General features: G+C 60.9%; 13 protein-coding genes and 1 pseudogene. 13 read left to right on the forward strand and 1 reads right to left on the reverse strand.

Features of this window, described 5'->3' with window-relative positions; translation table 11 throughout:
- Positions 1-20: 20 nt before the first annotated feature.
- From J7360_RS03595 to J7360_RS03655, 13 genes and pseudogenes are all read left to right on the forward strand, one after another.
- Positions 21-350 (forward strand): annotated as a pseudogene (locus J7360_RS03595) (PIG-L family deacetylase); the annotation flags it as partial.
- Positions 347-949 carry a class I SAM-dependent methyltransferase gene (locus tag J7360_RS03600; RefSeq protein WP_057661940.1) on the forward strand — a complete coding sequence of 201 codons (603 nt, stop codon included), beginning with the start codon at positions 347-349 and terminating at the stop codon, positions 947-949. The pseudogene J7360_RS03595 and the gene J7360_RS03600, both read left to right, overlap by 4 nt.
- On the forward strand, positions 946-1,614 hold the full coding sequence (locus J7360_RS03605; protein WP_022559197.1) for a glycosyltransferase: 669 nt from the start codon (positions 946-948) through the stop codon (positions 1,612-1,614). Before J7360_RS03600 ends, J7360_RS03605 begins: the two co-directional genes overlap by 4 nt.
- A gap of 261 nt (positions 1,615-1,875) precedes the next feature.
- Complete coding sequence (locus J7360_RS03610) at positions 1,876-3,240, forward strand: alpha/beta hydrolase (RefSeq protein WP_057661937.1); 1,365 nt, start codon at positions 1,876-1,878, stop codon at positions 3,238-3,240.
- Positions 3,237-4,763: a GMC family oxidoreductase gene (locus J7360_RS03615; protein ID WP_209033279.1), complete on the forward strand. Its 1,527-nt coding sequence runs from the start codon at positions 3,237-3,239 to the stop codon at positions 4,761-4,763. The genes J7360_RS03610 and J7360_RS03615 overlap by 4 nt, the downstream gene beginning before the upstream one ends.
- Before the next feature lie 42 nt (positions 4,764-4,805).
- The gene (locus tag J7360_RS03620; protein ID WP_057661934.1) at positions 4,806-5,609 is read left to right on the forward strand and encodes an SDR family oxidoreductase; all 804 of its coding nucleotides are present in this window, start codon (positions 4,806-4,808) and stop codon (positions 5,607-5,609) included.
- A gap of 588 nt (positions 5,610-6,197) precedes the next feature.
- Positions 6,198-6,371 (forward strand): hypothetical protein, encoded by a 174-nt coding sequence (locus J7360_RS03625; RefSeq protein ID WP_160300291.1) that lies wholly within the window; start codon positions 6,198-6,200, stop codon positions 6,369-6,371.
- 132 nt (positions 6,372-6,503) lie between these two features.
- A complete protein-coding gene (locus tag J7360_RS03630) occupies positions 6,504-7,610 on the forward strand; it encodes a replication initiation factor domain-containing protein (RefSeq protein ID WP_209033281.1) in 1,107 nt (368 codons plus the stop codon).
- The gene (locus tag J7360_RS03635) at positions 7,607-7,900 is read left to right on the forward strand and encodes a single-stranded DNA-binding protein (RefSeq protein ID WP_017165297.1); all 294 of its coding nucleotides are present in this window, start codon (positions 7,607-7,609) and stop codon (positions 7,898-7,900) included. The genes J7360_RS03630 and J7360_RS03635 overlap by 4 nt, the downstream gene beginning before the upstream one ends.
- A 207-nt stretch (positions 7,901-8,107) precedes the next feature.
- Positions 8,108-8,245 (forward strand): major capsid protein, encoded by a 138-nt coding sequence (locus J7360_RS03640; RefSeq protein WP_209033283.1) that lies wholly within the window; start codon positions 8,108-8,110, stop codon positions 8,243-8,245.
- A 115-nt stretch (positions 8,246-8,360) separates the two neighbouring features.
- The gene (locus J7360_RS03645; RefSeq protein WP_244667750.1) at positions 8,361-9,563 is read left to right on the forward strand and encodes a virulence factor TspB C-terminal domain-related protein; all 1,203 of its coding nucleotides are present in this window, start codon (positions 8,361-8,363) and stop codon (positions 9,561-9,563) included.
- Positions 9,563-9,844: a DUF2523 family protein gene (locus tag J7360_RS03650; RefSeq protein ID WP_209033287.1), complete on the forward strand. Its 282-nt coding sequence runs from the start codon at positions 9,563-9,565 to the stop codon at positions 9,842-9,844. Before J7360_RS03645 ends, J7360_RS03650 begins: the two co-directional genes overlap by 1 nt.
- 2 nt (positions 9,845-9,846) lie before the next feature.
- The gene (locus tag J7360_RS03655; protein ID WP_244667749.1) at positions 9,847-11,079 is read left to right on the forward strand and encodes a zonular occludens toxin domain-containing protein; all 1,233 of its coding nucleotides are present in this window, start codon (positions 9,847-9,849) and stop codon (positions 11,077-11,079) included.
- A gap of 130 nt (positions 11,080-11,209) precedes the next feature.
- Here J7360_RS03655 and J7360_RS03660 read toward each other — a convergent pair whose 3' ends face one another.
- The gene (locus J7360_RS03660; protein WP_343237336.1) at positions 11,210-11,494 is read right to left on the reverse strand and encodes a DUF3653 domain-containing protein; all 285 of its coding nucleotides are present in this window, start codon (positions 11,492-11,494) and stop codon (positions 11,210-11,212) included.
- Between the last annotated feature and the right edge of the window lie 151 nt (positions 11,495-11,645).

The raw sequence follows: 11,645 nt of genomic DNA on the forward strand, positions 1-11,645 counted from the left end.
TTTGAAGTTGTTGTTGACAACGCGACGTGGTCCTGGTGACGTATGCGCGCGATGGCCACCCCGACCACGAAGCGTGCGCTGATGCGGCGAGCAACGCAGTTGCACAATGCGGAGCGCGGTTGATCCAGTTTCCGATATGGGCATGGCATTGGGACGACCCCGACCACAGTCAGATGCTGGCATCGGCCACGCGTCTTGTTCTGTCTGCCGATGCTCATGCTGCAAAGATGCAGGCGATGTCCGCGTTCAAGACCCAGACCGGTCACCTCACGCCTGCGCTGCGCAATCCCATCCTTCCCGACTGGGCGCTGGTCAGGTTTCAGCGCGACTTCGAGGTCTTTCTCCCATGAACGCCCAGGCCAACGCCGATTATTTCGACAGCATCTACCAGCAGCACGATCCGTTCGGCTATGGGACACGTTGGTACGAAAAGCGCAAACGCGACATCCTGCTGGCAACCTTGCCTCGGCAGGGATTTGCCCGGGGATGGGAACTGGGGTGTTCCAACGGCGAAGCGACCTGTGGACTCGCTTCACGCTGCGAGCGCTTGCTGGCAACCGATATGTCGGCAGCTGCGGTGCAACATGCCAAGCAACGCGTGGGAGAGCGAAGCAATGTCGAAATCGTGCAGGCTTGCCATCCGCAGCAGTGGCCGGTGGGAAGCTTCGAGCTGATCGTGCTGAGCGAGATCGGCTACTACCTCGCCGCGTCCGAACTCGACGAGCTGATCGCGCGTCTGCAGCAGGCGCTCACGCCGGAGGGACTATTGGTGGCCTGCCACTGGAAGCATCCTTTCCAACAGGCACAACAAGATGGCATCGCGGTCCATGCCGGTATCGCGCGACTGCTCACCTTGCCGCTGAGTTATCGCTACGAAGATAGCGATTTCCTGCTGGAAGCGTGGAGCGCGCAACCATTGTCGGTGGCGCAGCACGAAGGCTTGCGATGATCGCTGTCATCATTCCGGCGCATAACGAGGCCGAATGCATGGCCGCCTGCCTCGCATCGGTCTTTCTTGCCGCGTCGCACCCCGAACTGCGCGAGCCTGTGGAGGTGATCGTCGCAGTGGACCGTTGCACGGATGCAACAGCAGCACTGGCACAGGCGTTGGGCGCGCGCGTGATCGACGTACCCGTACCTGGCGGCGTCGGCATTGCGCGGGCCGCAGCAGCCTCCAAGGCCATTGCACTGGGCGCCGATTGGCTGGCCGTGACCGACGCTGATTCGCGCGTCCCCGCCGACTGGCTGGTGGAGCAGCGCAGGGCCGACGCGGACGTGTTCTGCGGTGTGGTGCAGGTGGAGGATTGGCTGGACTATTCCGATGAAGTGCGTTGCAGGTTCGAACAGACCCAGGCAACCGGACAAGGTCATGGTCGCATTCACGGCGCCAACCTCGGTGTGAGCACCGCGCTCTATCAACAATGCGGTGGGTTCCCTGCCGTGACCTGCAGCGAAGACGTTGCGCTGGTGCACGCGCTGCAGGCGATCAACGCCTCGATCGCCTGGTCGCCACGCTCGGTGGTGTGGACCAGTGCCCGCAGGCAGGCACGGGCAATTGGCGGTTTCTCGGATTTCTTGAAACAGCTGGAAGCTTCGACCTGTGTGCCTGCGTAGACGGTCGCGCAACGCCTGGAACTGTCTTTTTCGCTCAGCAGATGCCCTTCCGCCAAAAGGGTTCTTCGCTTCAATGACTGCAGGGCGACGGTCTTGCGAGACCGCGAGTTGAAGCGCATCCGCGCCTTGTCCATCGCCGCAGTTGAACCCCTGCATCTGGCCAGCTAATGCCTGACAACTGCTAACCGGCTGTCGACCTCATCTGCACGGGGCGTGGACGAAGCGTGCGCCACCATGCCGAACCGACACACAAGGTGCGACATGGCCAAGCCAACGTTGTTCTTCCTGCATGCCCTCGGCGCCAGCCGGCATGAGTGGAGCCATGTCATCGCGCAGTTAGGTAGCCGCTTCGACTGTATTGCCCTGGACATCCCTGGATTCGGCGATGCGCCTGCGCTGGACCACTGCAACACGAATGCGCTTGTTGACTGGTTTAGCGCTGAAGTCATCAAGCGGCAACCGGCATGCTGGTTTGCAGTAGGGCATAGCATGGGCGGGAAGATCGCCACCTTGGCGGCGGCACGGGCGCGCGACGGCGTGGCGGGCCTTGCCGGTTTGGCGGGCGTGGTGCTTGTTGCCGCGTCGCCCCCGGCACCCGAACCGATGCAGGAATCGCGACGCCGCACCATGCTTGCCTGGTTCGAAACCGGGCAGCCTACGCGCATGGAGGCTGCGCAATTCGTGGATGCCAACTGCGCCACTCCGCTGCCTGATGAAAGCAGGGACGCCGCGATAAACGACGTTCTGCGCACCGCCCCCAGTGCATGGATGGCATGGCTCACCCGCGGTAGTCGAGAAGACTGCACCGCGCAGGCCGGGTGCATCGGCGTGCCGGCAGTGATTGTCGCAGGTGGCCAGGATGGCGATCTGGGCGAGGCTGCGCAGCGGCGCTTGAATGCGCCGCACTACGCGCATGCGCAGCTCGCCATCGTCGCCAATGCCGCGCATCTGATTCCCAATGAGCAGCCGCGGGAACTGGCGCAGTTGGTCGCAGCGCACGTGCACCGCTGCGTTGAGAACTGCCTGCCTGAGGACTTCATGGCCCTGCTGAACTCCGAGCGCGTCGCGCCGCGCATGCGCAAGACCTTGCTCGCCCGACACGCGGGCCCCCCGGCCTCGGGCAAGGGCGTGTTGAACCCGCGGCAGATGAACGTGCTCGCGGCCGTGGCTGCACGCGTGCTGGATGGCGCGGGCGATGCGGCGCAGATTGCGCGGCGTATCGACCTGCAGCTCGCAGAAGGCGCGGGAGATGGCTGGCGGTACGCAGACTTGCCAGACGATCGCCTGGCGATTGCGCTTGGCCTGGATGCACTCGATTCACTGGCCGACGGCTTTGCCGAACAGTCAGCAGAGGGCCAGGACCGTTGGCTGCAGGAGATCGCGTGCGCGGTGGTGGGCAATACCTCTGCGCACGGCCTGGATGCTGGGCAACTTGCGCATTGGTTCGAGGATGTACGCGCGGACGTGGTGCGCACCTGGACCAGCCTTCCCGCCACCATGGCCGCGCTGGGCTACGACGGTTTTGCCGTCGGCAACGACACGGGCAATGGCCCTGTGGGCTACCTAGAGACGGCAGCAGGCCGGGATGAGCACTGGCAATTGCGTGCGCCCGAGACTGCTCAATGACCGACGCTGGTCGCCAGGACAGCGTCGACGTGGTGGTGGTCGGCAGCGGAGCAGGGGGCGGCCCGCTTGCAGCGCGGCTTGCGCAAGCCGGCGTCTCGGTCGTCGTGCTGGAAGCCGGCGCGGCATTTACGCCGGATTCGCATATTCCCGATGAGTTGACCACCGGCATCTATTGGATGGACGAGCGCCTGAGCGGTGGGCAAACGCCCACTGCGTTCGGGCCGAACAACTCGGGCTCCGGACTTGGTGGTTCGACGTTGCATTGGGGCGCTTTCTGCCCGCGGCCGGACAAGCGCGATCTCAGCCTTCTGACCCAGACCGGGCAGGGCGCCGATTGGCCGATCCCGCACCAAGAGTTGATTTCTTACATCCGTCGTGTGGAGACCTTCATCGGGGTCTCCGGTCCCGTGCATTACCCGTGGGACCCCGATCGCAGCTATGCGTATCGGCCACCACAACGCAATGCGTCGGCTACGGCGATGGAGCGCGGTTGCGGCGCCCTGGGCATTCGGACGACCGACGCGCCCGCCGCCTTGGTCACCAGGCCACATCAGCAGCCGCATTGGGGCCAACGTGCTGCGTGCAACAACTGTGGTGCCTGTCACCAGGGCTGCAGTAACGCCGCCAAGGCGAGCGTGGACACCACCTGGCTCCCGCTGGCCAGGGCGCATGGCGCGCAATTGCGTCCCGACAGCCGGGTAGTCGATCTTGAGCGCGACGGCCACGGTGCGGTGACTGCGGTGATCTATCGCCAGCATGGGCAGGAGTATCGCCAGCGCTGCAGCACCGTCTTCCTGTGCGCAGGTGGTGTGGAGACACCGCGCTTGTTGCTCAACCTGGGGCTGGCCAACTCCAGCGGGCAGGTCGGCCGCAATTTCATGGCGCACGTGGCGACCCAGGTATGGGGTGAGTTCGATGCGGACATGCGCATGAATCGCGGGTATCCATCTTCGCTTATTACCGAAGACATGGTGCGCCCGGCGGATGCCAGCTTCATCGGCGGCTATCTGGTACAGAGCCTGGGTGTACAGCCGGTCACGCTGGCGAACACGCTGGCGCGCGGTGCCGGCCTGTGGGGCAGGGACCTGGTCGCAACGCTGCTGCGCTACAACCGTCTGGCCGGTATCGGCATCAATGGCGAATGCCTGCCGCAGGACGCCAATCGCCTGACCTTGTCCGACGAACGGGACGCCTTCGGGCAGCGCAAGGCACGCATCGACTTCAGTTACGGCCCGAACGAGCAGGCCATCGACGCCCATGCGCGCGCATTGCTTCAATCGGTCTGGCAAGCCGCAGGCGCCCGCAACATCTTCGCGGCTGCGCGCTCGGCGCATACGCTCGGTACCTGTCGCATGGGGACCGATCCTGCACAGGCCTTGGTCGATCCAGATGGCCGCGCCTTCGACGTGCCGAACCTCTACATCTGCGACAACTCGGTGTTTCCCAGCGCACTGGCAGCCAATCCGGCACTGACCCAGATGGCACTCGCGCTGCGCACCGCAGAACGTTTCCTTGCGCGCTAGCAGTACCTGCGCCACCACGTACTCAACGACCAGGAGCTCGACATGGATCTCGGAATCAAACAGCGGATCGCCCTCATCAGTGGCGGCGACTCCGGCATGGGCAAGGAGACGGCGCGCCAGCTGCTCGAAGCCGGCGTGCGCGTGGCGATCACCGATCTTCCCAATGGCACGCTCGACCAGGCAGTGGCCGAGTTGTCCGGCCTGGGGGAGATCGTCGCCATCGAAGGCGATGTGACGCAGCAACAGGACGTCATCCACATCTGGGCCCAGGTGCGCGCGCAATTGGGCGACCCGGATATCTATATCAACGCCGCGGGCGTTACCGGCGCCACCGGCGATTTCCTGGAGGTCAGCGATGCCGGCTGGCTCGAAACGCTGGACATCAACCTGATGGGCGCGGTGCGCATGTGCCGCCAGGCCATTCCTGCCATGCGTCGCAAGCAGTGGGGGCGGATTGTGTTGTTCGCGTCCGAAGATGCAGTGCAACCGTACGTGGATGAGTTGGCCTACTGCGCGTCCAAGGCCGGCATCCTGAGCCTGGCCAAGGGACTGTCAAAGGCCTATGGCGCCGACAATGTGTTGGTCAACACGGTGTCGCCCGCGTTCATCGCAACACCGATGACCGACAAGATGATGCAAAAACGCGCACACGAGAACGGAACCAGTGTCGAAGAAGCCATTGCCTCGTTCCTGGATGAAGAACGCCCCGGCATGGTGCTGAAGCGGCGCGGCCGGCCAGAGGAAGTGGCCTCCGTCGTCGCATTCCTGTGCTCGGAGCGCGCCAGCTTCATCAACGGCGCCGGCGTGCGCGTGGACTCGGGCTCGGTATTCACGATCGCTGGCTGAGGCGGGCGGCGCGGTGCAGCGGCAAGTGAAATCAAGAGAAGTACTAACAGTTTTTGACATAATATACAGACTATGCGCGGTCGGCACGTGCAAGCTATTGATTTCAATGGCTTTTGCCGGATTTGGTATTAGATTTCCTGCAAGTACAAGTAGGGCTATCGCCGGCACGGTTTTACCTTGAGTGGTCACCATCTCAAGCGCTTTGAATACGTTTAGCCAATGCGCTCGCAACTTTGGCGTTTTCGCCTTTTCCCCTTGTAGGTACACGAGCCAATACTCAGGCGCGTCGTTCGCTATGTGCGCGATCTGTGGAATCCGCGTATCCGGCATTGGCACGTCGCCACGCCTCCATTGGCTGAGTGTCTGTGGCGTTACGTCGATTCGTCGCGCAAGTTCAGCGTCTGAAATTCCGCCCGCTTGCAACTTGGCTTTGTCAAGCAGGGCTTGGATGCCGTTCATCAGGTAATTCCTTGACAGGTGAATGCCTGATGAGTCTAATGCGCATGCCATCAGGTATTCACCTGATGGTCGCGCCCCCTGGTACCCCCCAGGGGCACGCGTCAAGGGTAGGGGTACAGGGGCAATATCGTGACGCATCAGATTAATTTCGCCATCTTGGTCGTGCTGGTCGTGTGCCTGTTTCTGCGCGCAGGCCTGGGCTATGTCCGCTACGCGCGTCTGCGCGTGTTCCAAGCCCTCGATTCCGATTACCGCGCTGCCGCCCTGGTCGCCAACGCGAAGCGGGAGGTGCGTTGTGCATAACCTCGACTGGTCGCAGTTCACCTGGCTTGACCACGTGATTGCCATCTTCTTGCTCGCTGTCTACTGCTTTGCGGTCGCTGTCTTTGTGACCGCGCCGTGGTGGTTGGTCCGGTTGTTCAAGGGTGGTCGCTGATGGTCGGCGAGGTCGCGGTGTCGGGACTCCCCTCGTCTAACAGGGGAGTCAGTGAATTCAGGAACAGTGATGGCACCCTGACGGTGATCATCGATTGGTTGTCTGCCTCTGTAGATTTGTTCGCTGTTCTGCGCCAAGTCGGCTACCTCGACCGCGACGACGCCGAAGAGGTCCGCCAGTGGTCGGACGCATGCGCCGAAAACGCCATGGTCATTGCGATCAACCTGTTCACGTTCTTCTTCGCCGGCCTCGGCATGGAACTGGACAAGCAGGTAGGCCCCGGCACCTTCTACACCTGGCGTGTGCGCGTGCTGGATCGCGAAGGCAAGCACGTGGGCATCATCGAGTTCGGCGGCGAAGAGTGTCGTCGCAAGGATGGCACCTATACGGCGCGTATCGAGTTGACTGGTGCTGGTTGTGCAATGGTGAGCGCAGCGCGCTGCGGCCATGCGAAGCGGTGGCTGGAGCTTCGAGCGAAGCTCGAAAGCTGCGCTGGACGGTTAACCCGTGTGGATACTGCGGCAGACGATCTGCTGGGAAAGTATCCGTTGAAGCTCGCGCAGACCTGGTATTCCGATGGTGAGTTTGACAACCGTGGTCAGCGTCCGAAGGCGCAGCTGATTGATGACTACGACAGCGGTGATGGTAAGACGCTGTATGTCGGCACCAAGAAGTCAGAAAAGCAGCTGCGTGTGTACGAGAAGGGCAGGGAGCAGGGTGACAAGGAATCGCCGTGGGTGCGCTACGAGGCCCAATTCAAGGCGTCCAACCGCAAGGATCTGTCGCTAGACATCTTGCGCGACCCGGCTGGCTATCTCCTCGGTGCCTATCCGGTGCTGAACTTCCTCAACTGCGTGGCGCTACGCATGGACATCACCAAGGCTGCTGTCGATGCGACGTGGAAGAGCGCACGCCGCCACATCAAACGCCAGTATGGCGCAACCCTTAATTTCATCGTGCGGCACTGCCCAACGCCTGACGCGTTGCATGCCGTTATCAGCACCTGCACGTCGCATCGGCTACCGGCGTGGGCAACAGCAGACGTAGCCAATCAATGGCCCGAAATCTCGGGCGTCAATCAAACCTTACAAGGGGTAACATCATGAGCGGAATCAAAGTCACCGTGTTGAGTGCTGAAGTCGATGAGCGTGGCGGCACGTTCAAAGACGACGAGGGCAAGGACCGGGAATACACCACCCGTAAGCAGAAAGCCAAACTCGAGGCTGGCGGCTTCGCGTACCCGTTGGACGTCCGTCTGGAGAAGGGGCAAGCCGCTTATCAGCCTGGTGAATACGAGCTTGATTTGGAAGCCATGGTGACCGTCAACAAGGGTGCCATCAACTACAGCAAGTTTCACGTGCTGCGCGCTGCTAAGCCCGCTCGTGCGGCTGCTTAAGCCATGACTCGGTACGTCTACGAGTGCGTGTCTTTCAACCAGAACGACGGCACGTGCTCGCAGGCGGTCTTCGTTCCGCGTTCCGATTTTCCAGAGCTTAAACCGGCCGAAGCTCTGGAACTCCTGTCCTATGTCGCGCTTGTGTTCGTGTGCGCATGGGGCTGGAAAAAGCTAGGCCTAACCGTTCGTTTCTAACTGGAGAGCATCATGGATTTTGACGTAGGTTCCGCTGTTACCGCGCTGGCTGCCATCACCGCTGGCATTTCCCTCATCGGCGCGGCAAAGCTGTTGCCGGCTGCCGCTGCGGTGGGCTGGAAGTGGATGAAGGCGACCATCTTCGGTTGATCTTCGCAAGTCGGGGCCGGATTCTCCGGCCCCTTTTTTTAGGGGTGATCTATGACCGGTTGGTTCGTACTCGTTGTTGGCCTGATGGCCCTCAACATCCTATTTGGTGATTGAAATGCTTCGATGGATTGCCCGTGTTTTTGCGTCAGCTGTCATCCGCCGGCTTGCCTTCCTAGTCGTCGGTGTACTGCTTGCTGCTCTCGGCATTGGATCTGCGCGCGCAGCGTCCGTATCTGCGGGCGAGGCCTACGCGCTTTGCATGGACTCTGCCTCGGTCCATCAGCCCAAAGACACAAACCTCGTTACGAAGGCCGGCTATTGCGTCGCCAAACAGCAGCCCAACGGCGGCAAGTACTATCAATGCCAATACGAGCGCGCCACGTATTATCAGGGCCCTGTAGGCATTGAGACCTGTGGTGACTTCGCATATGACGAAGAGCTAAACACGTGCCCTTACAAGCCCAACCAAACAGGCTGGATGGTCGAGCCCCTTGGTACTCGGTGTTTTGAGGGATGTGCCTATGCATACAGCCCCACTGATCGTGCTTTTTCTCCAACAGGATCAACCTGCACGCCTGGCCCTGAAAACCCTGATCCTGTTATGGATAGCGACGGTGATGGCGTGCCTGACGATCAGGATGCCTTTCCCAATGATCCCAACGAATCTCAAGACACCGATGGCGATGGTATCGGTGACAACGCTGATACCGCCCCGGACGATCCCACCAATGGCGACGATAAGAAAGACGGTGATGAAAAAGACAACAAAGCCGGCGGGGGAGGGGACTGCAATTCGCCGCCTAGCTGCTCAGGTGATGCCATTGCGTGCAATACCAACTGGCAGATTTGGAAGCTCCGCTGTACTTCATCAAGCGTTACCGGCTCGCCCGAAAATTGCGGTGCTGCCTACAGCTGCACGGGCGATTCCGCGCAGTGCGCTCAGATTGCTTTATTGCGCAAGACGGCTTGTAGCAACGCACTTCAAGGCAATCTTGACACGGATGGCAATGGCTTCGGCGTAGGGGACAGTGCCAACCTCAAGGCTATCAAGGATGCTGTTACAGGGAACGGCACCGATCTTGAATCGCCTGGCGTTCCGTGGGTGGATGACGTTGTTGAGCAAAAAGACTGGTCTAGTGGCTTGGGCGGCGGTACGTGTCCAGCGCCGATTTCTAGAACGGTCACCATCGCCGGATATTCCGGTAACGTTGATTTTTCGTTTCAGCCGCTGTGTGATTTTGCAGGTCTGCTCTATGCCGTGGTGGTCACGCTGAGCGCTGTTACCTCTGTTCTGATCATTGCCGGAGTGCGTAAGTAATGCCTTGGGTAGCCCGTCTATTGGTTCAATTGTTTGGTAGCGCAGTGGCCCGTGTTGCAACAGGTGCTGGCGTCGGTTTGTTTACGATGGCCGCACTTACGCCTGTCATCCTTTCGGCCTTGAATCAGGCTGCTACGAGCTTCAGCGGCATAACGTCTGCTGTCGCCAATATCATGCTTTTGTCCGGCATGGGCGTTGGCATGTCCATCGTCGGTTCCGCGATTCTTACGCGCGTTGCTATTGAGGCTGGAAAGATCGGCTTGAAGAGGATGACCAAGTAATGATGTATTTGATTTCCGGCCAGCCCGGCAACGGGAAAAGCCTCCGCGCCATGGCCTTGATGGAAGAGTTCTACCAGCGCAATCAGGATGCGGTGAAGGAGGGCAAGCAGCAACCGCGCCGCTTCTTCACCAACATCGCTGGCGCCACCAAGGAAGAGAACCCCAACGCGTTTCCCTGGGTTGAGCGCTTGCCAGATCACAATGACTGGACGCAGCTTCCGGATGGCAGTTTTGTCATGTATGACGAGGCTCACTCCGATGGCAAAACGCCGGGCCTGGAGCGCTACGGCTTGTTGTTCCCGTCAACAGGCAAGCCGGGCGAATCCGAAGATCCGCGCATCCGTGCCATGTCCACGCATCGCCATCGCGGTGTGGATCTTGTCTTCGTCACTCAGTGGCCGAGCAAGATCCATCATCAGGTGCGCCCGCTGATCGGCACACACATCCATATGAATCGTGCAATGGGCTTGCAGCGCGCCGGCATGCTGACGTGGAGTAGGGTGCAGCCAGATCCCTACGACGAACGCCAGCGCGAGAAAGCTGAGGAAGAAATTTGGGCATTCCCTAAAGGCCTGTATGAGCGCTACAAGTCCTCCAGCTTGCACACCGACAGCCACAAGTTCCGCGTCCCTAAAAAGGTCTGGGGTGCGCTGTCGATGCTGGTCGTTGCCATCCTCGTTTTTTGGCTGTTGTGGGCGTTCGTATTCAAGCCGAAAACGTCACCCACGGAAGAGGGCGCAGAAGCTGCGGCACAGGCCCTGGCGCCCTTGGGCGCGGGCGGGCCGCAGCGCGCCCTGCCGGATGATCCTATGGAGTACATGAAGGAGTTTCAGCCGCGTGTCCCGTCGCAGCCGTGGTCCGCTCGCGCCTACGATGACCGAAAGGTCAAGGTGGAACCCGAGTTGTTCTGTATGTCTAGTGAGTCGGGTGTGGGTGCGGATGGTCGGCAGCGCCCAGGCGGCTGCACGTGTCTTACGGAGCAGGGCACACGATATCGGCTGACCGGTGTTCAGTGCCGAACCATTGCCCGTGATGGCCCCAGTTATAACCCTTATAAAGCACCGCGTGCCCAGGATGCTGCCCAGCCTCAACCACCAGTTTCACAGCAACAATCTCAGCAGGGTCATGTGCCTGGTGCAGTGGTTTCCAAGGATGCAAGATCGCAGGGCACCTTCCCCGAATCCCCCGGTTATCAGTCGGAGTCCTACACGCCTGTTACAACCCTTCAAATGTGATCAGCAGCGTTAGCAGGGGTGTAGGGGCATTGCCCCTACGGATAACGCCTCACCCGCGCCGTGGAGCCCCAGGCCCACGCGTCCTACGCACTACCGTCGATCTATCGGCGGACCCCGCGCCATCCACCACTTAAGACCGCTTTTCATGCCTGCGTTGGATCACGTCCCGCAGGTAGATCACGTTGGCCGCCGTTGACCGTTGGGGTGGCGTGGGCACGTACAGGCGTCTGTATTGAGGCTTGCACACCTTCAGCTTGGCTTCGTCCATCATGGCTGACCATTCCCGCGCCAGGCTCGATGTCAGCGCTAGCCAGGTCAGTTGCGTTGCCGTGAATGCTTTTCCCTCCGGGGTCACCAGCTCGCCCCGTACGAACGAAAAACCGGCCCAGGGGCCGGTCAGTTGTCGATCACGCATGCGCCAATCTCCATTTGGCTGGCCATCGTCGCCGCCGCGGCGTGACCGCAGCAGCAAACGAACGCCACCAGCGCCGCAAGCGCCTTGACATAATATACATTATGCGAAGTCGCGCTATTGACGCTCCTGTGCGCCCTGGCGGCCTATCACT

The sequence above is a fragment of the Xanthomonas sp. D-99 genome, from assembly GCF_017746145.1.
In the GTDB taxonomy this organism is placed as follows: domain Bacteria; phylum Pseudomonadota; class Gammaproteobacteria; order Xanthomonadales; family Xanthomonadaceae; genus Xanthomonas; species Xanthomonas cissicola.

Bases quoted from the DNA above. Each gene is read 5' to 3' on its own strand.
- J7360_RS03610 (WP_057661937.1), top strand. From the start codon at position 1,876: ATGGCCAAGCCAACGTTGTTCTTCCTGCATGCCCTCGGCGCCAGCCGG.
- J7360_RS03620 (WP_057661934.1), top strand. From the start codon at position 4,806: ATGGATCTCGGAATCAAACAGCGGATCGCCCTCATCAGTGGCGGCGAC.
- J7360_RS03630 (WP_209033281.1), top strand. From the start codon at position 6,504: ATGGTCGGCGAGGTCGCGGTGTCGGGACTCCCCTCGTCTAACAGGGGA.
- J7360_RS03655 (WP_244667749.1), top strand. From the start codon at position 9,847: ATGTATTTGATTTCCGGCCAGCCCGGCAACGGGAAAAGCCTCCGCGCC.
- J7360_RS03650 (WP_209033287.1), top strand. From the start codon at position 9,563: ATGCCTTGGGTAGCCCGTCTATTGGTTCAATTGTTTGGTAGCGCAGTG.
- J7360_RS03660 (WP_343237336.1), bottom strand. From the start codon at position 11,494: ATGCGTGATCGACAACTGACCGGCCCCTGGGCCGGTTTTTCGTTCGTA.
- J7360_RS03600 (WP_057661940.1), top strand. From the start codon at position 347: ATGAACGCCCAGGCCAACGCCGATTATTTCGACAGCATCTACCAGCAG.
- J7360_RS03635 (WP_017165297.1), top strand. From the start codon at position 7,607: ATGAGCGGAATCAAAGTCACCGTGTTGAGTGCTGAAGTCGATGAGCGT.
- J7360_RS03645 (WP_244667750.1), top strand. From the start codon at position 8,361: ATGCTTCGATGGATTGCCCGTGTTTTTGCGTCAGCTGTCATCCGCCGG.
- J7360_RS03615 (WP_209033279.1), top strand. From the start codon at position 3,237: ATGACCGACGCTGGTCGCCAGGACAGCGTCGACGTGGTGGTGGTCGGC.
- J7360_RS03605 (WP_022559197.1), top strand. From the start codon at position 946: ATGATCGCTGTCATCATTCCGGCGCATAACGAGGCCGAATGCATGGCC.
- J7360_RS03640 (WP_209033283.1), top strand. From the start codon at position 8,108: ATGGATTTTGACGTAGGTTCCGCTGTTACCGCGCTGGCTGCCATCACC.